This window comes from Paenisporosarcina sp. NPDC076907 (assembly GCF_050269735.1).
GTDB lineage: Bacteria > Bacillota > Bacilli > Bacillales_A > Planococcaceae > Paenisporosarcina.
On record NZ_JBNNIX010000002.1, the window covers coordinates 320371 to 343690 of the forward strand.

Annotated in this window: 26 protein-coding genes; 1 reads left to right on the plus strand and 25 read right to left on the minus strand. The window is 36.6% G+C overall.

What is annotated here, in order from left to right; all coding sequences use genetic code 11:
- Nucleotides 1–2: 2 nt before the first annotated feature.
- From ACQKEV_RS09270 to ACQKEV_RS09340, 15 genes are all read right to left on the minus strand, one after another.
- Nucleotides 3–536 carry a GIY-YIG nuclease family protein gene (locus ACQKEV_RS09270; protein ID WP_427445740.1) on the minus strand — a complete coding sequence of 178 codons (534 nt, stop codon included), beginning with the start codon at nt 534–536 and terminating at the stop codon, nt 3–5.
- A gap of 92 nt (nt 537–628) precedes the next feature.
- The gene (locus tag ACQKEV_RS09275) at nt 629–808 is read right to left on the minus strand and encodes a hypothetical protein (RefSeq protein ID WP_427445739.1); all 180 of its coding nucleotides are present in this window, start codon (nt 806–808) and stop codon (nt 629–631) included.
- 320 nt (nt 809–1128) lie between these two features.
- On the minus strand, nt 1129–3618 hold the full coding sequence (locus ACQKEV_RS09280) for a hypothetical protein (RefSeq protein WP_427445738.1): 2490 nt from the start codon (nt 3616–3618) through the stop codon (nt 1129–1131).
- Nucleotides 3619–3924: 306 nt separating this feature from the next.
- Nucleotides 3925–5004, minus strand: coding sequence for a hypothetical protein (locus ACQKEV_RS09285; protein WP_427457851.1), 1080 nt, complete (start codon nt 5002–5004; stop codon nt 3925–3927).
- Nucleotides 5005–5161: 157 nt separating this feature from the next.
- Nucleotides 5162–5347 (minus strand): hypothetical protein, encoded by a 186-nt coding sequence (locus ACQKEV_RS09290; protein ID WP_427445736.1) that lies wholly within the window; start codon nt 5345–5347, stop codon nt 5162–5164.
- Nucleotides 5348–5393: 46 nt separating this feature from the next.
- Nucleotides 5394–5594: a hypothetical protein gene (locus ACQKEV_RS09295; RefSeq protein WP_427445735.1), complete on the minus strand. Its 201-nt coding sequence runs from the start codon at nt 5592–5594 to the stop codon at nt 5394–5396.
- Nucleotides 5595–6440: 846 nt separating this feature from the next.
- Nucleotides 6441–6695: a hypothetical protein gene (locus ACQKEV_RS09300; RefSeq protein WP_427445734.1), complete on the minus strand. Its 255-nt coding sequence runs from the start codon at nt 6693–6695 to the stop codon at nt 6441–6443.
- A gap of 52 nt (nt 6696–6747) precedes the next feature.
- Nucleotides 6748–6954 carry a hypothetical protein gene (locus tag ACQKEV_RS09305; protein ID WP_427445733.1) on the minus strand — a complete coding sequence of 69 codons (207 nt, stop codon included), beginning with the start codon at nt 6952–6954 and terminating at the stop codon, nt 6748–6750.
- A 26-nt stretch (nt 6955–6980) separates the two neighbouring features.
- Nucleotides 6981–9443 (minus strand): ATP-binding protein, encoded by a 2463-nt coding sequence (locus tag ACQKEV_RS09310; protein ID WP_427445732.1) that lies wholly within the window; start codon nt 9441–9443, stop codon nt 6981–6983.
- Nucleotides 9444–9455: 12 nt separating this feature from the next.
- Entirely contained in the window at nt 9456–9710 is a 255-nt protein-coding gene (locus tag ACQKEV_RS09315) for a hypothetical protein (protein ID WP_427445731.1), read from the minus strand.
- A gap of 12 nt (nt 9711–9722) precedes the next feature.
- Entirely contained in the window at nt 9723–10097 is a 375-nt protein-coding gene (locus ACQKEV_RS09320; protein WP_427457854.1) for a glycosyltransferase, read from the minus strand.
- A 149-nt stretch (nt 10098–10246) separates the two neighbouring features.
- Nucleotides 10247–10510 (minus strand): hypothetical protein, encoded by a 264-nt coding sequence (locus tag ACQKEV_RS09325; protein WP_427445729.1) that lies wholly within the window; start codon nt 10508–10510, stop codon nt 10247–10249.
- A 192-nt stretch (nt 10511–10702) separates the two neighbouring features.
- A complete protein-coding gene (locus ACQKEV_RS09330; RefSeq protein WP_427445727.1) occupies nt 10703–10933 on the minus strand; it encodes a hypothetical protein in 231 nt (76 codons plus the stop codon).
- A gap of 29 nt (nt 10934–10962) precedes the next feature.
- Nucleotides 10963–11250, minus strand: coding sequence for a hypothetical protein (locus ACQKEV_RS09335; RefSeq protein ID WP_427445725.1), 288 nt, complete (start codon nt 11248–11250; stop codon nt 10963–10965).
- Between the two features lie 13 nt (nt 11251–11263).
- Nucleotides 11264–11401, minus strand: coding sequence for a hypothetical protein (locus ACQKEV_RS09340; RefSeq protein WP_427445724.1), 138 nt, complete (start codon nt 11399–11401; stop codon nt 11264–11266).
- A 136-nt stretch (nt 11402–11537) separates the two neighbouring features.
- Here ACQKEV_RS09340 and ACQKEV_RS09345 point away from each other — a divergent pair, with 136 nt between their 5' ends.
- Nucleotides 11538–11804 (plus strand): helix-turn-helix domain-containing protein, encoded by a 267-nt coding sequence (locus ACQKEV_RS09345; RefSeq protein WP_427445723.1) that lies wholly within the window; start codon nt 11538–11540, stop codon nt 11802–11804.
- 707 nt (nt 11805–12511) lie between these two features.
- On the opposite strand, the gene ACQKEV_RS09350 is transcribed toward ACQKEV_RS09345, so the two are convergent.
- From ACQKEV_RS09350 to xseA, 10 genes are all read right to left on the minus strand, one after another.
- Nucleotides 12512–13477 carry a tyrosine-type recombinase/integrase gene (locus ACQKEV_RS09350; RefSeq protein ID WP_427445722.1) on the minus strand — a complete coding sequence of 322 codons (966 nt, stop codon included), beginning with the start codon at nt 13475–13477 and terminating at the stop codon, nt 12512–12514.
- A 161-nt stretch (nt 13478–13638) separates the two neighbouring features.
- Nucleotides 13639–14430 carry a sporulation transcription factor Spo0A gene (gene spo0A, locus ACQKEV_RS09355; protein WP_427445721.1) on the minus strand — a complete coding sequence of 264 codons (792 nt, stop codon included), beginning with the start codon at nt 14428–14430 and terminating at the stop codon, nt 13639–13641.
- Between the two features lie 264 nt (nt 14431–14694).
- On the minus strand, nt 14695–15621 hold the full coding sequence (locus ACQKEV_RS09360; RefSeq protein WP_427445719.1) for a SpoIVB peptidase S55 domain-containing protein: 927 nt from the start codon (nt 15619–15621) through the stop codon (nt 14695–14697).
- 145 nt (nt 15622–15766) lie between these two features.
- A complete protein-coding gene (gene recN, locus ACQKEV_RS09365) occupies nt 15767–17461 on the minus strand; it encodes a DNA repair protein RecN (protein ID WP_427445717.1) in 1695 nt (564 codons plus the stop codon).
- Between the two features lie 16 nt (nt 17462–17477).
- Nucleotides 17478–17927 carry a transcriptional regulator AhrC/ArgR gene (ahrC, locus tag ACQKEV_RS09370; RefSeq protein ID WP_269927108.1) on the minus strand — a complete coding sequence of 150 codons (450 nt, stop codon included), beginning with the start codon at nt 17925–17927 and terminating at the stop codon, nt 17478–17480.
- A 102-nt stretch (nt 17928–18029) separates the two neighbouring features.
- Nucleotides 18030–18848 (minus strand): TlyA family RNA methyltransferase, encoded by an 819-nt coding sequence (locus ACQKEV_RS09375; protein ID WP_427445715.1) that lies wholly within the window; start codon nt 18846–18848, stop codon nt 18030–18032.
- Nucleotides 18845–20749: a 1-deoxy-D-xylulose-5-phosphate synthase gene (dxs, locus tag ACQKEV_RS09380; RefSeq protein WP_427445713.1), complete on the minus strand. Its 1905-nt coding sequence runs from the start codon at nt 20747–20749 to the stop codon at nt 18845–18847. The genes ACQKEV_RS09375 and dxs overlap by 4 nt, the downstream gene beginning before the upstream one ends.
- 87 nt (nt 20750–20836) lie before the next feature.
- Nucleotides 20837–21718 (minus strand): polyprenyl synthetase family protein, encoded by an 882-nt coding sequence (locus ACQKEV_RS09385; RefSeq protein WP_427445711.1) that lies wholly within the window; start codon nt 21716–21718, stop codon nt 20837–20839.
- Nucleotides 21715–21957, minus strand: a complete 243-nt coding sequence (locus ACQKEV_RS09390; RefSeq protein WP_427445709.1) for an exodeoxyribonuclease VII small subunit — start codon at nt 21955–21957, stop codon at nt 21715–21717. Before ACQKEV_RS09390 ends, ACQKEV_RS09385 begins: the two co-directional genes overlap by 4 nt.
- Nucleotides 21954–23312: an exodeoxyribonuclease VII large subunit gene (xseA, locus tag ACQKEV_RS09395; RefSeq protein ID WP_427445708.1), complete on the minus strand. Its 1359-nt coding sequence runs from the start codon at nt 23310–23312 to the stop codon at nt 21954–21956. The genes ACQKEV_RS09390 and xseA overlap by 4 nt, the downstream gene beginning before the upstream one ends.
- Between the last annotated feature and the right edge of the window lie 8 nt (nt 23313–23320).

A 23320-nucleotide genomic window follows, 5' to 3' on the forward strand; every position in this document is an offset into this window, starting at 1 on the left:
AATTAAGATGCTTCTTCTTGATCTTCTAATAGATGACTCCACGATAAACCACGATTAATAAAGCTGATATTGACTTGTGTGACATTAAATATTTCAGCTATTTGCCATTGTCGTAAATCTGTTGTATCTAACATTTTTCTAATATTAAATACGTCTTCTTCAGTCAGTTTAGAGTTGTAACATTTTTCACCTTGTTTTTTTAGTCGCATTTTCTTTTTAGCTTCTTCAGTATGTTTAACACCCTTTAATCCAGCTCCACCTTGATTCCTGTTGTATCCATAATTAAACGAATTACAGAAACGAATCCAGTATGTTTCCTTCTCAATACCTTCTTGCATGTTATCTGCTTCATCAATAACTTCCCAGGTGAATTTATCAAATCCAATTTCCATCATATCTTCGTAGAATGCATGATTTTTAATGTTTCCTGACTTAGCTAAAAATTCATGACGATATTTGCGTTCCTCTAAGCTGAACTTTGTACACCCAATATAAGATTTTCCATTAATTTCATTTGTCGCCTTGTAAATAATCATTTTAATTCCCCCATTTTCTTTTTTGTTTTAGTTTTTTTACAAAATAAAAAGCCACCACTCACAACGGAGTAACGGCTTGTCGATTATTTGTTTTATTTGCTTGCGATGTACTGTTTCAATTGTTGGACGTGACGATCACTCATGTTTGTTTTTAAAGCAAAGAAGTTACACACCCATGCACAAGAAACTTGTAAATGTTCTGCCAAATCTTTTTGTTTGATCTTCTTCATTTTCATTTGTATAAATAGCTCAAATATTTCTTTTTCACTCATTTGATTTGCTCCTTTCAATTTATTTTCAATTCTTATATTGACTTCTTAAAATTTTGACTGTATTGTTAAGTTGGGTAAATTTAATTATTTGTTTAAAAAATTAATATAAAAATTATCTCCATATATTAAAAAATGTCTCATCACCTTTTACAGCGATAAGACTAAAAAATGGAGAAACAGGAAAGAAAGGCTGACATACCTTGACCTTCCCTATAGACCATTAACTTAATAATAGTGACAACACGATATTACCGTATTTTTCGATAGTTTATTAAGATATTAATTTCCCTATATTAATTTCTAAAGCGTGACATTTATTGTCATGAAACTTTCTTCTCTCGACTCTTCTGTTTGCGTAATCGAGCTGCTTCTTTCTTCGCTTTTTCTGCACAATCAGTACATTTAACTTGTCGATTACTTGCAGGTTCAAACTCCTCTGTACATTCACAACGTTTCAACTTACCAAGATTACTTTTCATATTCCAAAGAATTTCTGCACCAAAACAATCCCACATAAATTTCGAATATTCACTGCCATGCAAGTGTTTAATCAAGACATCTACAACATAATTAATATCTTCATTAAGCTCTAGCAGCTCTTTTCGTAACACTTGTATAGCAAATAACCGAGCTGGAGTATCGCCTTGTAGCTCTAATTGCGTTTGCATTTTAAAGTATCTTGTTGCTGTTAATTCCTTGTATTTCTTAACGATCACATCATCGACTTTTACATTTGCGTTATTCATTAAAACTTTATAGTCAAAATCTTGATTATCGAACATTAAGCGTTTAGTCTGCATTACGTCATATAATCGATTAACTGTACTGTTATTGCGCTCCGTCACTTGCTTTCTCTTCTTATCTTTTGCCTGAATAAAGAAAGTAGGTAATTTCACACTATCTAATTTCTTCAGTTTATTTGACAATTCCAATGGAACTTGCGCAATCCACAGTGTTTTAGCATAGTCGATGTACTGGTTGTTGATATAGCATAATTGTTTGACCATTTTTAAGTCGTCTTCAGTAATCACATCTTGATTAAACACTTTTGTAATCTTATTGCTCACTTCACCAATATTTTTACTGTAAGCACTCTTCAATGATTTTGTTATATTATTACCATTTATTTCACTCGCTTCTGCAACACCTAAATCAAATTGCAATGGCACAACGTCAATCATATGAGCCTTAGCATTCTTTACGAATGTCTCATTATCAATGATTAAAGCCGTATCTCCGTCAACATCAAACATCAATTGTGTGCTGATAGCATCACGGACAGATGTATATACACCATTAGTTGTAAACCATCGCTTTACTTTTTCATTAACTAAATTTTGACGTACACAATGTTCAATATACAAATGAGGACTCCTTAAAACATCCAACTCTTTACCGTCTTCATAGAGCTGGCAACTCACTTGTCCATCTTCTAACAATCCAGTTACCTTTAATCCAAATAACCACTGACAGAAGGCATAGCAATCAGGAATAAGGAATGTTCGTTTTGTGTTAGGAATAACAATTTTTCCACTTCTAGCATCTTTAATCATTGAAGCTTTCTTATCTTTCACCATCTTCTTGAAGTAAGCATCATTAATCAATTCAGGATGCAGCAATAACGCTTCGTGCCATGGTTGCTTGTATTTCTTATCTTTAGTCGCTCCAATAAATTCAATCATGTTCTGCGTTGACGAAGTAGCATTCTCAATCGTTTCCTTTGTGTGACTAGTGATTTCCACTAAATCTTCGTGCGACATATCATACAACGTTTGCAACATTTGATAATTCAACGTCTTATCTTCAAATACATCTCCCTCAATGTCGCAAATAGAAAACTCGCAGCCATACTCATTAAAGTCCGTTTTGTACTCATCCCAGGACTTGAAATACTTAGCCATTTTGAATTGCGACTTAGTAAAAATGATTTGAATATCATCCTCAACAATATTATGTTCCGTCCCCCATACGTCTTTTACAATCGGACTAGCCACTTCATGCTCATTTATAAATTTAATGAAATCAAATGGAGTTAATAATCCCTTAAACCACACTCCACGGAATTGAATGTTCTTGTCAATTACACTTGGTAGCATTAATCCTGCGCCATCCACCACTTGATTACTAATATCAGCAACTTTTCGGTTCACCTCATAATCTGATCCGATGAAATCAACTGTCTTATCCTTAATAGTGAATTCGAAATCATCAACGACAATGGCTTTATTTAGATCAATATCCCATTTGACACTTGAACTATTAGCCAGAGCTTTGTAGGCAATCAGCTTATTAATACTAATTCCACCATTATCATTAATTATCGAATCTGTTAATCCGGCAGTCAGTTTATTTTCAATTTGCTTAAAGCATGATTCTTTTATGAATACTAATTTCTTCGTTCTAATCTGTCCTGCACTACTAAACATGTAACGATAATGTTCACCATTATGCTTAAATCCATTAGAAATTAAGCTGTCCATTATCGCATAGTGATACACTTGGACAATCATGATATCCTGACTCGGAATATTGCTATTACTATCTAATTCCAATGCTCGTGTAAGGCTGCTTTCAAATTGTGCAATTGTAGTGGATTGATTTAATGCAGATGCATTCAGTTCACGCACTCTTAAATCCTGTATCATCAATTGATTCAATTCGTCTTTCAATTCATTAATTCGTTTCGTTGTATCTGATTCACCCTTCATTTGTAAATCATAAATCTCCTGTTGCTTCATTTGCTCCTGTTCATTGTAAAAAGCCTTAGTTGTTACCGAGTATAAGTAAATTTGATTTGTTTGTTTTGTCATTTTATATTCCTCCATTAATTAAGTGTGTATTCTCCATCTATTTATCTATCAGTCCATTAAGCCAACAATTTATATTCATCAAGGTTCATCATTTCAAGCATGATTTTCTTCATCATCTCTTCCATTTCATCGTCTGATTTAGCATCAAGAAATTCTTTGTAAAGGCTTTTCAAGTAGGGATTCACTCCTTTCGTATTAATGGTTGCTTTATATGAGTTTGGTGTTATAATATTTAGTGGATAGATGTTTTTACTTTTGCTTTAAGATTCATAAAAAATAAGGTTGCAGCCTTATGAATATGAGTTCTTAAAACATAGATGCTAAATTTTCATATTGAGGTTTTTGAATAATAACTGTTTCAACTTTTACCTCATGAGATACAACTTCTTGTTCAATTCCATTTACCTTCGTGTAATACAATTCCTCTGCCTTTTCCCATTCTTCTTTGAATTGTGGATTACCTTTCAGACGATCAATTCGTTTTTTCGCACTCGCTAAGAATTTAGATTCCAATGCAGTAGGCTTACGGTCTTTCACATTGTCCACAACTTCCATATAAAACTCATAATCGTCATACGTCGGAAATACGCTTGTACCTTCTTCATCTGTATACATGTTGAAAATGTCTGTCTCATTGATTAACCATTCATCATAATCAGTAAGGTTCTCTTGACCCTCATGAATCTTATCAGTGGCTTTTTGGATTTCATTCTTCTTGGTCATATTAGATTTTTCTTCTTTGCTAAATGGTTTGATTTTATAACTGTTAACATCTCGCTTCTTTTGCTCAAGATAATCTCCAACATTGCAGTAAATTGATTTATGTTCAATCGCATTAGCCACTTTTTGTATTGCAGTATTACGTGAGCACATTAAAATACTCGCCCATCTGTCAAGCGAACAATTGAATGAACCTTTCCATTTTGCGACTGTCAGATGGATATATAAATCTGATATGTCATTAGCAGAATCAAATAGGAGGTATGGCAATTGATAAAATCCTTCACCTTTCAACTTAGGAATTGTAATTCGTAATGACTGATTTCCTTTTGGATCATTGATTATTTCACCTTCTTGATTGGACACTGTGATAACCGATTTGTTTTGCAATCCCACTAATGCCTCTTTGACATCTTTAATATTCCTGTCACGTTTATTGTTGAATGGAACTAGAAGGAAGTCGGCTGTTAATGAAGTTGTAGTCTTAATATCATCGCTCAGATGTTGCTCTCTCTTCATGTGGCAATATAGATATAATTCCTTTTCCGTGAGATGTTGCTTATTGCCTTCCATTGTGAAAGAGTTTAATACTTGAATGTAACTCATGATTTCATCTTCTCCTTTGATTAGTCTTACATATAATTGATTAGTAAGTAGGCTTGTCATCCACCCACTTCTTTTTTCCTCTCTGTAGTAATCTCTCTTTATAGGTAGTCTTTCTGTAATCAGTCCAAAATCTGTGGTAATTTACACCAGAATTTGCACTACCTATGTCAAAAACTGTGGTAATTTACACCAGATCCTGACACAACTTTGGGGTAATTTACACCAGTTTTTGCACTACTAAACTGCTGAATGTGTTGATGGAGTCGTTTAATTCGTCTGTAACCTCAAACAGATAAAATACCTTATTGGATTTTGGAGCAATTGCTCTTGTAATATGTTGAAATCCATTTTTATTAAGATGTCTAGCCATCGTCTTGTTGTAGCAAAAAAAATAGTTGTTCATGTATGACTCTCCTTGTAATTGATTATTTTGTATTTGAAATCTTTCCTCACACATTACTTTCAAGAAAATTCTGCACAGTCTTCATGCGTTGTTCAGCAAATGTTTCTTTCCCATTGATCCATCTGCTAAACGTTACATGGTGTACGCCTATCTGACTTGCGACGAATAGCTGCTTAATACCTTTCAGAGTAATTAACTCTTCCATTTGAACACGTAGCTTCTCATTTAAAATTTCTCGTGTATTCATCTTTATCAACTCCTTCTTCAACACATTAATAATTGTTAATGTAAGTGGTTAAAAAAAGAAAATTCCCAAATTACCCCTTACACTACTTTATATATACATAAAATGGACTTTTATCAATAGCAAATGAAAATAAATTTTATCCCTCATATCCCTAGCCTTGAAAACGGGGTTTTTGATACGTTTTTCGCCCAAATCACTTTTTGAAAATATATCCTACATAGTTTAAGGGGGTGGGAAGGTAGTTTTGTCCATGTTTCCTGCAATTTGAAATTTATAAATAGCTCCCTCATTAGTTTATGTCCCACTTCCAAAATCACGAAAATTGCCATTTAACTATGATGATTCCTGCCTAAAATGCCGATTTTGGCAATTTCGTTTTTCAGGTAAAAATTTCTCTATTTGTGTCTAAATTGTGAACATTTGTAACAATTACCAATTACCATTATGGATAGTGTCCGAAGAATCCCTCTGAAATATTTTTTTGGCTCAAATTAATTTCCAGTTAGGTTCATCTCATCGTAGCAGTTTGAAAATGGTCAAATTTTCATTTCACAATTCCACTATCCATCTGAACATCTAACTGACCTCACAGAATCGTTTTATTAATACGTAGAATGCTCTCAGAGCTTCCGTTTTGAGCTTAACGAATATTTGGTTGTCTGTTAGAATGGCTGTGAGAGCGTTGTGGGATTACATTCAAAATTCTTCAAAATAATTTAAAACTAATTTGAAACATTTGAACCTGTCTACCCCAATAAATGAGAAAAGTTTAAAATTGTTTTGAACTTGTTTGAATGGGCAAAAATAAAAGCACCTCAATTTAATGAGATGCTTGATGCTAATTCCTTATAAGTATTTGCTGGCAATTTCAAGAAACATTTTAGAGTCGATTCCGTTTTCTTCAGCAATTGTTTCTCCAAAGCTTAGAATATTTTCTAAAGAAAGTTTCACTTCCTCGTCAGCGATGATCTCTTTTTCAATTAATAATTGCACTAATGATTTTATCTTAATGCCGTCTAAAGTTTTTTCTATTTTTAATTGTACAAGTTCACTAATTATTTCTTCATGAGTCATCTCGTAATCAACAACATTAATTTTCATTTCATAACCTCCTACTCTCCTAATTCTACAAAAGATTTCCAATACCTCTAATTCATCTTGTTTCAATTAAAATTCTCAGAATTGACTTCCGTTCCTCTTTATCTTTGTAATGCTCCACTATAGCTTTAAATACATCCTCATAACTGTATTGGACAAATTTATGTGTATTCGTTTCTCCATCAGCAAACTGTACGATTACATCATAATCACTAGTTGCAATTCTTTTTCCTTCATCTATATACATCGTAGCCTTCTTCATAGTGATCCCTCCACACACTTACAATTCTACAATGCCTCTTGTAATTCCTTCCAACTTCGACCATAGATTTGAGCATGTCGTTTCGTTAAAAATGAGTTATCATATGAAAGTTTAACAGGTGGTTTCATGTGACAGATGAATGCAGGTTGCAACTCCTTAGCTGCACGAACAGATACAATTGCATAATGATTAGGTAGATGAGTCGCTTGATCCATCGGTAAAGTATCTTCAAAACGATGCTTCGATAATTCAAACGTTTTTAAATGGTCATTAGCAAATAGGAATTGTTGAACTCCTCCACCTTGTAAATTCTCCTGTAAACTATTCGGCAACTTATTCCAATGGTGGAACGCATACAGCGATCCTAATCGTTCTTTACGTCCTTCTGTGCCAATCCTTCCCATCAGCTTAGTTAAACCTTCAGTTGCGTACTGTTCAGGCTCATTGAACACGATGAAGCATCCATTCTCCTGTTTTTCCTTATCCATCAACATACGAGTCATGAAAGTTTTAAGCGTAATCCAATGGACTAAAGTTTTGGTTGCTAATTCTCCAAGTACACGATTAGGAATCCGAATGATTACAACTTTACCTTCTCTCATCCACTTTTCGAAATCTACTTCTTTCTTCGGCTCCTGGGCGAAAATATCATAAAGCGTATCATTACCAAAGAACGTATCTAATCGGTCAAGGATAGGACTAACTTTATTCCCTAAATCATCATTCGTTCCCCAACTGATTAAATCACGAGCTAATCGTGTATTTCCTTCTGATTGAAGTTGCTCAATACGATCAAGACGGAATTCTTCATCTTCAATAATCCGTTTAATGTTGTAGAGTGAACCACCTGAAGCTTTAGCTGCTTCTCGTAGATACTTTGATGACCTCGATAGTCCTTCAATACCCATAAAGTCAATCATTTCATCACCGAATCGTGAAGCACCTTTTCGACCAAGTTTAGTAATGACCTCTGTTAAATCCATCGGAACAATCCAGTCTCCATTTCCTAAATCAATATCAATGATTTTGTCAGCTGGCAATGAGTCCCGTATACCATCAGCCATACCCCTTTCACCATCCTCACATATTGCATCAGGAATGATGGCTGAAATGTTGTGATTTAAACATCCGTCAATAATCCAGTTTTTAATAGCTGTATCTTTCCCTGCACCTTGCCCACCTATAAACGTATATCCTCTATATAACACATCTGGATTGTCTACAGGCATGAGAATAGGTATCTTCTCATCTTTAACCTCAGCTATGCCTAATTCGATACCATTTGGATTACGTAAAGCACTTGGAATAGATACTTCTGCACGACTTTTCACGTCTAATTCATCTGCATATCTACGTTGTAAATCTTTAGATGGGATTTGTAGTGCTAACTTGCTCATCTCATCTGTAGAGACAAGATTTGCGTTAACATCGTATTTCGTTTTAACTGATAGCTTCATAGTGTTCAATTCCTCGACTATTTGCAATCTACGTCCTCCACGAGCAGTAAAGCCTTGTAATTCGTTATCTTCCACCATGTCATTCATAGACAACGCTAATGTCTCGCCTATCGTGTCACGAGTCAGTTTGTCGGATGAATGAGCTGCAATACGAATATGACTCTTAAATACAGGTTGATTGATTTTATCTAGGCTTGCTCCACTTAATCGACTCGAATTGATAGCATCTTGAAGCGTATAGCCTTTTTCAATTATTTTGTCACTCTTAAAATCCTTTTCAGACTTGAAGAAGACGTTTGAGAACGCTTGAAACGTATCAACAAGCAATCCGTTCACTTCATTGATAATTCCAGCTACGGTCATCTTAAGCAATGGAACAGCATTATTTGGACTAAGACTAGCTCGTTGAGGAACTTTCCCTTTATTTAGCTTCTCTCTTGCCCATGAAGCATTCTTGATCCATTTCTTACGACTTTCAACTTCATTACAAATTGACAGTCTTGCCATATCACCATCAAATTGTAAATCTTCAACTGTATTTAGGATTGATGAAATTGGAGTTTGTTTTTCATTTGCGTTGGTATTTAACGAGAAGATGTCATGACGTAAGTAGCGTAATTCTTGTATAACGGTGTTTTCTACGGGGATTTGTAAAGCAGATATTGGAACTACTTTTAGTGTAACGTCCATTTTGTTTTCAATTTTACGCTTCAATTTGACTGCTTGGAACTCAGTTGTTGATACATAAAATTCAATCTTTCGTTGCCCATTAATTTGACGAAAAATCACATCAAACCAAAAGTAATCTTTTTCACGAAAATGAAACTTGAATCCATCTCGTTCTCTACGACTACCGACACTTTCATACATTTCATACATTTTGTGAATGGATCGCCACAACCGCTTATTGTTATTAGCGACAATGGAATGAGGAATAATCCTGTAAACTACTACTTCATTTGTGGCAACCGTGACAATTTTCATTTTTTTCCTGTACCAAGGTCTTTTAATGATTACTGGTATGGCATCCATGCTTCTCCTCCTTTAGACTGTTGTTAAAATACAGACTGCGACAATCAAACCTCCTGCATAAATAGCAAGTGGCTTCATCATACCTCCACTACCAACCATCGAACCTAAAACGATTGCTCCAGCTGCTAATAATGCACCGTAACCCATGACATCAGGTAATACTTCTACAAACCAATTCCAAGCTCCTGAAGCAACATTTTTAAAGAATTCGCCTACTGGTTGCATGATAAATTTATCGCCTTGTTCCTTCGCCCATTCGCCAATCATTAGTAATCCCCCTTAGATGCTTTTTAAGAAGTCACGTACATCAACAGCGTGTCTTGCCAAAATGTAACCGCAACAAACTCCAATTAATATCTCTAATGCCTTTCCTCTGTGTCCTAATGCCCAAGCTGCTCCTGCAAAAATTATTACCATAACTACACCTACGTCAAATGCTCCCATTATAGCTGAGTGTACGTTACCAAAAGTTGCATCTGCACTAGCCGCAAAGATTTTTAGTGGCAAAGATACAAATAAAACACTTGTTGACATAAGCGTTTTTGAAAGCATTTTTGAATCATGAGTATCATTTTCAAGCAACATAGGAAACACTAAACCTTTACTCGAAAAATCTGTATAGTCCTTTTCTTGAACTACTTTGTATTTCCGCACAAAATTCCCCTTTCTTGTATCAAGTTTTGATGACCGTGACATACTAAACAAAACATGTGAGGAAAGGATGATTGTTGTGTTTATTGCATATCTCCTAATTGGATATGGAATTGGATTATTTGTTAATACATTAGTGGGATGAAGTCGGTTTAATGCCGACTTTTTTTATTTTGCTCTTTTAATTTTGCCAATCGATCACTGGATGATTCTTTGACTGAGGTTGTTTCTGCTAAATTTGTTTGAGCCAATATCGCTTCTGTTTCTCTTATCAAGATGTCTGCAAGCAACAGTTTTTTTACATATCCACTAAAGTTTCTTCGTTTAATCGCTTTCAGTATTTTGGCATCTGTTTCATTTGTGATGTTGAAGCTAACACTTTTAATTACTTTGTTTTTTGGTTTGTTGTTTGTCATGATTGAAAGCCTCCTTTGTGGTTTTTATATGGTATGACCGATATGACCAAAAGATTCCTGACAATAAAAAATGACCAAGCATTTGCTCGGTCATACTTTTCTGATTCGTTATTAACGTGTAGTTCCGTTACTTAACGATATGCGAATGTGATGTAAAACGTGCATGATGAAAACTTTTATTTCGTTGCAATTTTAATACTCATCAGCCTCAAATGTTTCAAGCTTCTCAATTGAGTGATTAAACACTTCTACTTCATATTCTTTTTCCTCAATTCGTGATTGCATAATCAATTTGACATCAGCAAGTAAAGCATCAAATTTAACTGCTACTTCTTCTTTTGTTAGCCCCTCAACTGCAAACTCAACTTGCATGATCCCGTGTGTAGAAACTAATCCATCTTTTACTGTGATTGTTGCTGCCATTTGCTCATTTCCCCTTTGTTTGTGTGATTTTATTTTTGAGTTACTTTAAAGCCTAATCCCTCAATTTCAAAAGTATTAATGCAATTTATCATACAATAATCCCCTACAGAATTGTAAAAGGCATCCATAAAGAATGAATTTTTTGATTTTGTTTCAGCGTATAGTCTTAACAAAAGTGTTCCAGTGCCTTGATGAATATTGAAATTTTTAACAGTGTAATTTCCAGTTTCAATGTAAAATTTCACTTCTTTAATGAATTTTGGTGAAGTTATTTGCTCAAGCTTATCAAAATCAAATTTCTCGCCCATTTGAACCATCTTAAATCCCCTTTTAAATTGATGTAGCAACAAGTAAAACTAATGCAAAGACAATTGAATATGATCCATAAAACCATGCGTAATCGCTCCAGTGGATTACTTCACCTTCTTCAGCTATAAAAAAATGATTGATTGCTTTTATCACCTTCATCCATTTTGACCTCCTTAATAAAATCGTTTAACTAATATCGTTTAACTAATTGAATCATACAACGAATTTAGTTAAACGTCAATAGATTTACTAATTTATTTTTTTGGTGTATAATCAGAATGAATGAGGTGATAAAATGACTGTTAGAATAACGTTAAGCGATACTCTCCAGCGACTTGAAAAACAGGGTGTTAATATGACCAAGAATAAAATTGCCGTTGAGTCTAAAACAAGACCCTCAACCTTATCTGATTTATTTAACGGTAAAACAAAAGCAATAAAGCTGGACACATTAGATGATATTCTAAATGCAATGAATCGCTTATATCCTGAAGGTAATTTTACAATTGAGGATATAGTGAATTATGAACAGGATCAAAAAATAAAAGAGCAGAAGGATTAATCTCCAACTGCTCTTCTTCTATATAAATTTGTTATATTTTCTTTGATTTTTTTCTTGACATCTTTTACGCTTTTTACCACAAAACTGATTGCTTGGCTCAGGCTTGGTGCTTAGTTTGTCTGCCTAATGTAAGCTAAACTAAATGAATAGTAATAACTTACAAGACAGACAATCACATTTCACAAAACGTCATGATGGACGAGTATCGTATGCCCTTGTTTGATTGCGAGAATCTCTTCTCAACATATCTACTAATCTACTACTGCCCCCGATAGTTCGCTTACTTCACACACAATGATTCAATTGCACATGATGAATGTATATCCGTCTTTGCGGAACTCTACAACGTAAGGTCTGTGATATGCTCTACAACGTCCGTAAACGTTCAGTCCTTCCACTCCTAGCCGTTAATGGTCGCTAACACCATTCAGATACACGACAAACAAGGAAAGTCGTTATTTGTATCCTAGACGTTTGTTTGCAACGGGAACGTCAAACCTTTCCAGTTTTGTTTAAAGTCCTGTTAGTGGGCAACCAAGACTGAATCAACACTAAAAAAGAGTGCACTTAATAAACCTTTGCATTTCCCAATTTTTTTTGGTATAATGAAGGACATAATACACTTATTGCTGGTAGGCTTTTAGTGTGATTCATATTTAACTGTGAGAAGGTCGGGTGCGTCAACACCTAGCCTTCTTTTTTTGTGCTTAAATGTCTAAATTTTGTAATGGTGAATGCTTTTTATATTTAGTCATGATTTCTTTATCGGCAAAATCGAGATAGATCTGGCTGGTTATTTCTATCGAGGCGTGTCCTAGCAGCCTAGATAAAGTCGCTAAATCCCCACCATTAATGAGATAGCGTTTAGCAAAGTTATTTCTCAATAGATGCGGGTGAACCTGTAAGCCTACATCACGACTTCTCAGTCTAAATGATCGCTCAATGCCTTCAATTTTCAACTTGTTGCCTTTTAATGTAGGAAAAACAAAATCCGAGTCAGAATATCTGTCTTTATAATCAAGCCATGACTTTAAATTTCGTCTTGTCTTATCGCTAAAGTACACAAATCGCTGTTTTTTGGATTTCGTTTCACGAAGCAAGATGGCATTAGCTCTCAAATCAATATCAGATGGAACAATAGCCAACAATTCCCCTACTCTTGCCCCTGTATCAAAAATTACCCTAGCTATAATCCAATCACGGAACTGGTCGAATTTAGAGACATCAAATGCTCTAAAGAATTGTTTCAGTTCATTGTCCTCTAACATCACCTTCATTTTTCGTTCTGGCTTAATATTCTTGATACTCTTCATTGGATTTTTTCGTATGATTTTCTCGTTTTGTAGGTGACTGAAGAAAACCTTGATGTTTCTTGTATAATTTGCAATTGTCGATTGAGAAATTTTCTTTCCAAAATCTTGTCTTCGTTCAGGAAAATTGATTGGTTTATTAACGGATGTCATTTCATATTTACCACGTTCCGCTAAACTTCTCATGTAACTTTTGAGATGCTCACCTTCAACTGCTTTAGGTGTGTAAATTTTAAATTCATTCTCTAGCCATCTTGCAAAAAGTTTTAATGATTGCTCATATGATTTCATTGTCTTAGGTGACAAACCTTTGGCTGAACAATCCAACATAAATCGATCTATCTCAATATCAAAGTCAGACATAACAAAAAACACCTCCACTTCACGATTAAAAACTCGCAAAATAAAGGTGTTCCATATTCAACGTATACAATTTAACTATAACTCAGACGTTTTTTAGTTTGTCGGGTATGTCACCGTGATTCTAATAGTGAACAATCCTTACAGACATCTGTGCTTTAATATTAACTAGCCATATTTTCCAATCGAATTTTATCGGCAATCATTGCAATGAACTCCGAGTTTGTTGGTTTGCTCTTCAAATGATGCACTGTATAACCGAAAGTTTTGGAGATAGATTCATAGTTTCCACGATTCCATGCCACTTCAATCGCGTGACGGATTGCACGTTCTACTCGGGAAGACGTTGTATTAAATTTAATTGCAATCTCTGGGTAGAGGACTTTTGTAATCGATCCCAATAATTCGATATCTTCATAGACCATGTGAATAGCTTCACGTAAGTATGCATAACCCTTAATATGAGCCGGTACACCAATTTCTTTAATAACTGCCGTGATTGTTGTATCAATCATTTTTTGATTCGCTTTTGGCTGCGGTTGGCTTTGTAGAATGCTTGTGCGTGGTGCTGTTTCCGTTTTATGGCCAGCCACTTGAAGAATTTGATTAACCAAGCGATCAAATTCAAATGGTTTAAGCATAAAGTAGGAAGCGCCTAATTCCACAGCTTGTTTCATTACATCTTCTTGACCGAAAGCTGTCAGCATAATCACTTGCACTTTTGCAAGGTTTTCATTTGACTGCATCATTTCGAGTACTGCCAAACCATCTAAGTGAGGCATGATAATATCAAGCAACAATACGTCTGGTAACTCATTTTCCATCATGCTAAGAATCACTTTTCCATTTGGAGCAGTTGTAATTACTTCGATTTGAGGGTGACTCGACAAATAGGACTCAAGAGTTTTCACTAATTCTTTGTTATCATCTGCGATTGCGACCTTTATTTTTTCCAATGGTATTTCCCCCTTAAAACGTCTCTTGCGAACATGGTTGTTTGTTACACGGCACATTCTACCAATTTTCACACTGCAAAGTTAATTCGACATTTACAACGCAATCCCTTTAATGATTTAAAAAACGAGTAATAAGTTGGATGATTTAGACAATTTTCGTCTATTGTCAAGTTTTTCTAACAAAATGTCGAATAATCGTTACATTCATCATAAACAATTACGCAAAAAAATACCACACTTTTTACAGTGTGGTAAAAAATATTTTTAGGGACGTTTTTTCATCATTTCTCGGATTGGGATGGCTGCTCCTTTAACAGGATTATCCACCACCATATGTGTGATGGCTCCAGCAAATTTTCCATCTTGTATAATTGGAGAACCACTCATCCCTTGGAGAATTCCGCCGGTCTTATTAATTAGTTCCTGATCCGTCACGATGAACTGAAATGTTGTTTCTTCCACTTTGATGATTTCGATATCATAAGCTTGAACGTCATTTCCATCGATTGCCGTAAACAATTCTGCACTACCCTTTTTTATATTTTTGGCAGTCAGCGTCGGAATTGCATCTCCTTGTTTCATATCTGATTCAAGCAATTCCCCAAAAACACCATAAACAGTGTTTTCTTTCACATTGCCTGCTTGGACATGAACAGCTGCCTGTTTGGCAATTTTGTATCCTGGATTACCAGGAGTGCTTTTGTGTATGCGGGCAATTTCAGATAAAAAAATCGTTCCACCCAAAAATGGTGGGGTTTCTGAGATTTGTTGATCCACTATTTGATGTCCAAGAGCTCCATATTCCTGGGTTTTTGGGTCAACGTAAGTGATGGTACCAATTCCTTCAGTGTGATCACGCATAAAAGGAAGCATACTTTCCAACTTATCTGTTGATACTAATACAGATTTTCTTTTATTTTCACGAAGGATTTCGATGGATACTTGCACTTCATTTACATTTTTGCTTAATTTCTTCCAATCGGCAATCGAACCGATGGATTTTTCATTTAGTGAAAGAACTTGGTCTCCACTTTTGAACCACCATTGATCATTGATTAAAACGTCATGAACAAATGTTGGTTTTTCTAATTTCAATTGCACACCAATAGACTGACCCAGCGGAATTAAAGCATTGTCGTTCTTCTCAGCAAACGAATGAGCCGGTAACAAAAGCAAAAATCCCAAAAACATGGTTACAATCCTTTTATTCGCAACACATCGCATATTTCACCTCCGTTTAACAGGATGTTCTTACTATGTGTCTGAACGGCATTGTTATGAACGGTAAATTTTCGAAAAAAAAAAGCACATGCTGTAGCAGCAGTGCTTGACGATTCTATACATGTGTTATTTTTTTTCGTTGCTCTGCAATCGATAATAATTCACTGGCATGTTCCAAAGTCAACGAAGTAATTTCAGCACCGGACATCATACGACTTAACTCTTGAACGCGGTCTTGTCCGGTCACTGCCGTCAACTTCGTCATCGTCCGTTTTCCCATAACTTGTTTCTCAATTAATAATTGCTGATCGGCCATCGCCGCAACTTGAGGCAAATGCGTGATACACAATACTTGTGAAGAACGGGAAATGTTTGCTATTTTTTCAGCAATTGCCTGAGCAACCCTGCCGCTTACACCCGTGTCCACTTCATCGAAAATGATAGAAGTGATTCCTTGGTGTTTTGAAAAAATTCCTTTTAGGGCAAGCATCATTCTCGATAACTCACCGCCAGAAGCAATTTTCGAAATCGGCTTTGCAGGTTCTCCAACATTTGTTGACATATAAAAAGATACATCATCTTTTCCGTTTTTATCAAAAATGTTCGTAGATTTGAAAATCACTTCAAAAGTCGCTTTTTCCATAAATAATTCACGAAGCTGAACAACTATGGCTTCGCTCAGTTTTTTTGCTGCTTTTTTTCTGATTAGCGTTAATTCTTTAGATTCAACTTCCAAGTCTTTTTCCACTTGATCTAACGCTTTTTGACGTTGCTGAATGCGTTCATCTCTATTAACAAGAGCATCCAGTTCGTCACCGATTTTTTGTCGATATAAAAGAATTTCTTCTATAGAATCCCCATATTTTCTTTTTAATGATTGAATCGCAGCTAATCTTTCTTCAATGACATTCAACCGTTCTTCATCAAATTCCGATTCGTCCATCTCATTTTTCAATTGATAGGACAATTCCTGGAGTGAATAGAAAGAATTTGACACGAGTTCTGCTTGCTCTTTATAGGATTCATCAAATGATGCAATGTCTTCAAGTTCACTCATTGCATTTCCGATCCAGTCTAAACCTTTTGACTCTCCATTCAATGCTTCGTATGCAGCAGAAATACGCTCAAACGTTTTATGGTAATTCTGGAACTTCTTACGTTCCAATTGGAGTTCTTCGTCTTCATTTTCAATTAATTGCATGGCATCAATTTCATTGATCTGGTACTGATACAAATCAATTCTTTGGGCGATTTGCTGTTCATTGTCACTGACTGAAGCCAATTCTTTTTTCAACTTTATGTATCTTTGATAAAGACCATTGTAACTTTCTTTTGCTCGGTGTATTTTACTTCCTGCAAATTGATCTAGCAAGGAAATATGTAAACGTTCATCCATCAATTCCTGGCTTTCGTGTTGTCCATGTATATCAATCAATGAGCCGCCAATTTCTCTTAAAATAGCAATGGTAACCAATTTTCCATTGATCCGGCAAACACTTTTTCCGTGATCGTTAATATCTCTTCGTAAAATAACAGAATCATCATCTGCTTCAATTCCGACATCCTGAAGTTTTTGAAAAACAGGATGCTGAGCATTTTGTATGAAAAATAATCCTTCAAGCTCTGCTTTTTTTGCTCCATGTCGAATAAATTCCTGCGAACCTCTTCCACCGGCCAGTAAGTGAACAGCGTCAATAATGATCGATTTTCCTGCTCCCGTTTCGCCGGTTAGAACCGTCAAACCTTCAGAAAAGCTCACCGATACTTCTTCAATTATGGCAAAGTTTTTTATTGATAATTCTTTTAGCACAATGAATCACCTCTTTTTAAAGCATTTCAAGTAATCTTGTTCGAATGATATCTCGCTCGTCGGTATCTTTGCAAATGATTAAACATGTGTCATCTCCACAAATAGTCCCAAGGATTTCTTTCCAGTCCAAGTGATCGATTAAAGAGCCAATTGCATGCGCATTCCCTGGCAAAGTTTTCATCACAAGAAAATGACTTGCGCCGTCTATACTTACAAAAGCATCTGTTAATGCACGATGTAATTTTTGCATGGGGTTAAATCGTTGGTCGGCTGGCAGGCTATATTTATATCGTCCGTCCTGTAAAGGAACTTTGACTAAGTGGAGTTCCTTAATGTCCCTGGAAACTGTAGCTTGCGTTACATTGTATCCGGCATTTTTCAGAATCTCTACTAAATCATCTTGTGTTTCAATTTCGTGATTCGAGATAATGTCTCGAATCCGTATATGGCGTTGCCCCTTGTTCATCATTGGTCACTCCTAAAAATGAATAATTATGCTTAATTATTAATATCGTACCATTTACTGGTCTTGCGTACAAGAAAAACACGGCCTACAAAGTAGGCCGTGTCATGATAGTTGTGAATGTGCTTCACGTACAATTTCTTTTAATTGTTCTTCTGTAAAGGTTGTTTCATTTTCCTCAGTTGCCACTAAGTGAAACAGAAATTCAATGTTCCCTTCCCCACCTGTAATCGGTGAGAAAGAAGCATTTTTTAGTGTGAAGCCGGTTTGTTGTGCAAAGCTCGCGATTGTTTGAAGTACGTTTACATGCACTTTCGAATCACGAACCACACCTTTTTTCCCGACATTTGCTTTTCCTGCTTCAAATTGAGGTTTTACCAGTGCAATGACATCACTGCCAGGCACCAACAAAGTTTTTAGAACAGGCAGAATCAGCTTCAATGAAATAAATGAAACATCGATCGTTGCAAATTCCGGCATACCTTCTGCCAAGTCAGCTGCTGTTACATAGCGGAAATTGGTACGCTCCATAACCGTTACACGTTCATCTTGACGGATTTTCCAAGCAAGCTGATTGTAACCTACATCCAGCGCATAACAGTGACGTGCTCCGTTTTGTAAGGCACAGTCTGTGAATCCGCCAGTGGAAGCTCCTATATCAAGCATTAACTTATCTTTTACATCCACTTGAAAAAATTCAAGTGCCTTTTCAAGCTTCAAGCCGCCTCTGCTTACATAACGCAGTTCATTGCCCTTCACTTGCAAAGGAGCATCCATAGCGATTTTTTCGCCTGGTTTTTCTAATCGAAGTTCATTCGTATAAACAGTTCCGGCCATAATAGCACGTTTTGCTTTTTCTCTTGTTTCACAAAGTCCACGTTCCACTAAAAGGACATCGACTCTTTCTTTTGGGGTTTTTATCATAATACGTGAGTACCAGCCTTACCGATCTTATTCATTTTATTTTGTATACGCGTGACTAATTCATCCGCATTTAAATGTATTTCGTTCAACAATTCATCGACGTTTCCGTGCTCAATAAATTGGTCCGGAATTCCCATACGACTGACGGAAACGCCCGTATACTCATGATCCTGTATGAATTCCAAAATACTGCTGCCAAAACCACCTTGTAGTATCGCTTCTTCGACTGTAAATAGTGGAAGATTGCGCTCAACTAAATCATGAAGCATTCTTTCATCAAGTGGTTTTATGAACCTTGCATTAATTACTTCCACTTGAATACCTTCACGAGAAAGTCGTGTTGCCGCTTCCATTGCCATCGGAATCGTTGTACCGAATGTTAAAATCGCCGCATCCGACCCTTTTCGTAAAACTTCCCACGAACCGATTGGTATCGCTTGTAATTCGGCATCCATCGGAACTCCGAGACCATTTCCTCTTGGGTAGCGTAAAGCGATTGGGCCATCATTGTAATCAATGGCGGTTTTCACCATATGCTGGCCTTCATTTTCATCTTTAGGCATCATAATTACCATGTTTGGCAAGTGTCGTAAAAACGATATATCGAAGACGCCTTGATGCGTTTCACCGTCTGCGCCGACTAAACCTGAACGGTCAATTCCGATAAAGACATTTAAATTTTGTCGACATATATCGTGTAAAACTTGGTCATATGCACGTTGAAGGAAAGTTGAATAAATCGCTAAAAACGGTTTCATCTCCTGAGTAGCAAGACCTGCAGCCATTGTAGTTGCATGTTGCTCCGCAATTCCAACGTCATAGAAGCGCTCAGGGAATTCAGAAGCAAAGCCTTCCAATTTCGAACCTACTGGCATTGCAGGTGTAATCGCGACAATTCGCTCATCTTCACGAGCAAGTTTACGCACGGTTTCAGCTACCAATCCACTCCAAGATGGAGCCGTTGTCGATGACTTTACAAATGCACCAGTTTCCATTTTATAAGGACCTGTACCGTGCCAAGTTCCGATTTTGTCTTCTTCAGCAGGACGGTACCCTTTGCCTTTTTTCGTAATGACATGAACCAATACTGGTCCCTTCATTTTTTTTGCATATAATAAATTCTCTTGCAAATCTTCGTAATTATGTCCGTCAATAGGACCTAAATACGTAAATCCAAGTTCTTCGAAAAACACACCAGAAACTAGTAAATATTTTAAACTGTCTTTTACTCGTTCAGCCGTAGCTGCGAGTTTCCCGCCTACTGCAGGAATCTTTTTCAGCAAGTACTCTAATTCATCTTTTGCCTTGTTGTATTTTCCGGCTGTACGAAGTTTTCCTAGTACGGTATGAAGTGCGCCAACGTTAGGTGCGATTGACATTTCATTATCATTCAAGATAACAATCATATCCGTTTTTTCATGACCGATATGATTTAATGCTTCCAATGCCATTCCGCCGGTCAAGGCGCCATCACCGATAATCGGGATAATATGATTTTTATCTTTTTTGATATCCCTTGCAGCCGCCATACCCATCGCTGCCGACAAGGACGTAGAGCTGTGACCTGTTTCCCAAACATCATGTTCACTTTCAATGCGTTTTGGAAAACCACACAATCCTTTAAATTGGCGAAGTGTATCAAATTGATTAGCCCGACCAGTTAAAATTTTGTGGACATACGCTTGATGTCCCACATCCCATATAAATTTATCATCTGGACTATTAAAAATTCGGTGAAGAGATACAGTCAGTTCGACGACACCCAAATTTGGACCGATGTGTCCACCAGTAATCGATAATTTTTCAATTAGAAACGAACGTATATCTTCACTTAACGTCAATAGTTCTTCTTGAGATAAATCTTTTATAAAGGATGGACTTGTAATTGTATTTAAATCCATCGACATCACACACCTTTACACAATACTTGCGATTATTATCTTTCATTATATCAATGTCAACTGAATGTACAAACATTTACCTGATAACTATTTGCTGCGATTAACGATAAAAGCAGCTAATTCATCCAATAGACCAGGTTCACTAGAAATAAGGCGAAGTGATTCGATGGCTTGGTTATAATGCCAATCGCGTTTCATTTTTGCTCCATCGAGAGTCAATAATGCTGGGTACGTATTTTTTTCACTTGCAACGTCTTTTCCAGCCGTTTTCCCTAGCGACTCCGTTGTGCCTTCAATATCCAAAATGTCATCCTGAATTTGAAAGGCCAGTCCAATATGAAAACCGAAATCTTGCAATGCCTTTTTTGCATGAGCATCAGCAGAAGCTAAAATTGCCCCCGCTACAATACTAAATGACAATAGTGCACCCGTTTTGTTGATATGTATGGTTTCCAATTCATCTACTGAAATGGTTTTTCTTTCACTTTCGATATCCAAAACTTGTCCGCCAACCATTCCTTCAGCTCCTGCTGCCTCGCTCATTAGCTGAATCAATTCCAGTTTATTTTCGGGTGATACGGTTTTCAGGCGTGAAAGAACCCCGAAACTGTAAGTTAATAATCCGTCTCCAGCTAATATAGCCATTGCATCGCCATAAACTTTATGATTGGTCAATTTCCCTCGACGGTAATCATCATTATCCATGCTTGGTAAGTCGTCATGAATGAGAGAATAGGTATGGATCATTTCTATTGCCGCTCCAACAGTTGCGGCTTCAGAATGTTGCACCTTGAAAAAATCCAGGACAGCTAGTAAGAATAACGGTCTTACTCTTTTGCCACCTGCAGCCAAAGAATAATTCATTGCCTCTTTTAAAATACTAGGTGCATTAATTGACTGGATTTGCTCAGTCAATTGTTGATCGATTAAAGGAACATGCATTTCGGTAAAAGTTTGAAGACAAGTCATCGGGATGCGTCCTCATTTTCAATAGCATCAAAAGGAACTTTTTCACCGCTATCATCCATAATTGAAATCAATTGTTTTTCTGCATTATGAAGCTTCTCGTGGCAGACCGTTGACAATTCCATCCCTTTTTTATAAAGAGAAATGGCATCCTCAAGAGGGACATCGCCTTGCTCCAACTGACGCACGATTTCTTCTAATTGTTCAATGGCTTGGTCAAAAGATACAGTGTTTTTTGTCATGATGATTCTCCTTTAGACTGTTTGGTAATAGAGTCTATAGATGCAATTACGACTCCATCTTGTAATTTGATATGCAGTGGCTGAGTTGGATTGATTTCTTCAATTGATTTGACAACCTGGTCATTTTGATATGTTAAACTGTAGCCTCGATCCATTATTTTCAAGGGATTCAAAGCTTCCAGCAACTGAATCATGTTGCTGAACGATCGGCCTTTAGCCTGCACATTTTTTTGAGCAGCCAACCGCAGTCGTTGTTCATAATTGATTACATTTTTTTGATGTTGTAAAACCATTTTCTGCGGATTTTGCAACGTCAGACGCATGGTTTGCTGTGCAATCTGTTGTTGTTTTTGTTGTAATATTGTCCGTCCATTTTTCTCCAACTGTTCATTGGCTCGCGTTAGCCTCTCAACAAATGGTCGATACAATCTTTCTGGGTAAGCAAGTGGATATGCAGATACGACCCGATTTAACCTTTTTCGCTCCTGCGATAAGATGGCTGTGACAATTGAAACCATTTGTGACTTTCTATTGGAAACTCGTTCAAGCAAATCCAGTTGATTTGGTACAGCAAGTTCTGCTGCAGCAGTGGGAGTCGGCGCACGCAGATCAGAAACAAAGTCAGCAATCGTTGTATCCGTCTCATGACCTACCGCACTGATGATCGGAATGGTACTGTTCGCGATTTCCCTTGCAACAACCTCTTCGTTGAAAGCCCATAGATCTTCAATCGAACCGCCACCCCGCCCGACGATACAAACATCCAAATCAGGATAACTATGAGCACGTTTTAATGCTTTGACGATACTCGGTGCCGCTCCTGCGCCTTGAACAAGAGCAGGAAAAATAATAACTTCCGCTAACGGATAACGTCGGCTTAACGTCGTAACGATATCGCGGATAGCAGCTCCTGTGGAAGCTGTAATGACCCCGATTTTTTGAGGATATTTAGGAATCTGTTTTTTTCTCGAAGGATGGAAAAGCCCTTCTTTTGCCAGTTTTTCTTTCAGTTGTTCAAATGCCACAAACAATTCACCTATTCCATCTGGTTGCATTACTTGAGCATAAAACTGATATTGGCCTGAGCCTTCATAAACATTTACATCGCCTTGCAAAAGAACATTCATTCCGCTTTCTGGTTTGAATTTCAAACTTCTTGCCTGAGCCGCAAACATGACAGCAGGCATCCTTGTTTGATCGTCTTTAATGGTGAAATAAATGTGTCCACTCGTATGTATTTTGACATTGGATAGTTCACCTTTGACGTAAACGTTACGCAAATGGGGATCCGCATCAAATTTTCTTTTTATGTATTTGGTCAGTGCTTTCACTGTTAAATATGAAGTTGCAGTCACGTGTATTC

Excerpts from the sequence above, each read along its gene's own strand:
- ACQKEV_RS09270 (WP_427445740.1), bottom strand. The coding sequence starts at position 536 with ATGATTATTTACAAGGCGACAAATGAAATTAATGGAAAATCTTATATT.
- ACQKEV_RS09275 (WP_427445739.1), bottom strand. The coding sequence starts at position 808 with ATGAGTGAAAAAGAAATATTTGAGCTATTTATACAAATGAAAATGAAG.
- ACQKEV_RS09280 (WP_427445738.1), bottom strand. The coding sequence starts at position 3,618 with ATGACAAAACAAACAAATCAAATTTACTTATACTCGGTAACAACTAAG.
- ACQKEV_RS09285 (WP_427457851.1), bottom strand. The coding sequence starts at position 5,004 with ATGACAAGCCTACTTACTAATCAATTATATGTAAGACTAATCAAAGGA.
- ACQKEV_RS09290 (WP_427445736.1), bottom strand. The coding sequence starts at position 5,347 with ATGAACAACTATTTTTTTTGCTACAACAAGACGATGGCTAGACATCTT.
- ACQKEV_RS09295 (WP_427445735.1), bottom strand. The coding sequence starts at position 5,594 with ATGAATACACGAGAAATTTTAAATGAGAAGCTACGTGTTCAAATGGAA.
- ACQKEV_RS09300 (WP_427445734.1), bottom strand. The coding sequence starts at position 6,695 with ATGAAAATTAATGTTGTTGATTACGAGATGACTCATGAAGAAATAATT.
- ACQKEV_RS09305 (WP_427445733.1), bottom strand. The coding sequence starts at position 6,954 with ATGAAGAAGGCTACGATGTATATAGATGAAGGAAAAAGAATTGCAACT.
- ACQKEV_RS09310 (WP_427445732.1), bottom strand. The coding sequence starts at position 9,443 with ATGGATGCCATACCAGTAATCATTAAAAGACCTTGGTACAGGAAAAAA.
- ACQKEV_RS09315 (WP_427445731.1), bottom strand. The coding sequence starts at position 9,710 with ATGATTGGCGAATGGGCGAAGGAACAAGGCGATAAATTTATCATGCAA.
- ACQKEV_RS09325 (WP_427445729.1), bottom strand. The coding sequence starts at position 10,510 with ATGACAAACAACAAACCAAAAAACAAAGTAATTAAAAGTGTTAGCTTC.
- ACQKEV_RS09330 (WP_427445727.1), bottom strand. The coding sequence starts at position 10,933 with ATGGCAGCAACAATCACAGTAAAAGATGGATTAGTTTCTACACACGGG.
- ACQKEV_RS09335 (WP_427445725.1), bottom strand. The coding sequence starts at position 11,250 with ATGGTTCAAATGGGCGAGAAATTTGATTTTGATAAGCTTGAGCAAATA.
- ACQKEV_RS09340 (WP_427445724.1), bottom strand. The coding sequence starts at position 11,401 with ATGAAGGTGATAAAAGCAATCAATCATTTTTTTATAGCTGAAGAAGGT.
- ACQKEV_RS09345 (WP_427445723.1), top strand. The coding sequence starts at position 11,538 with ATGACTGTTAGAATAACGTTAAGCGATACTCTCCAGCGACTTGAAAAA.
- ACQKEV_RS09350 (WP_427445722.1), bottom strand. The coding sequence starts at position 13,477 with ATGTCTGACTTTGATATTGAGATAGATCGATTTATGTTGGATTGTTCA.
- ACQKEV_RS09360 (WP_427445719.1), bottom strand. The coding sequence starts at position 15,621 with ATGTTTTTGGGATTTTTGCTTTTGTTACCGGCTCATTCGTTTGCTGAG.
- ahrC (WP_269927108.1), bottom strand. The coding sequence starts at position 17,927 with ATGAACAAGGGGCAACGCCATATACGGATTCGAGACATTATCTCGAAT.
- ACQKEV_RS09375 (WP_427445715.1), bottom strand. The coding sequence starts at position 18,848 with ATGATAAAAACCCCAAAAGAAAGAGTCGATGTCCTTTTAGTGGAACGT.
- dxs (WP_427445713.1), bottom strand. The coding sequence starts at position 20,749 with ATGGATTTAAATACAATTACAAGTCCATCCTTTATAAAAGATTTATCT.
- ACQKEV_RS09385 (WP_427445711.1), bottom strand. The coding sequence starts at position 21,718 with ATGACTTGTCTTCAAACTTTTACCGAAATGCATGTTCCTTTAATCGAT.
- ACQKEV_RS09390 (WP_427445709.1), bottom strand. The coding sequence starts at position 21,957 with ATGACAAAAAACACTGTATCTTTTGACCAAGCCATTGAACAATTAGAA.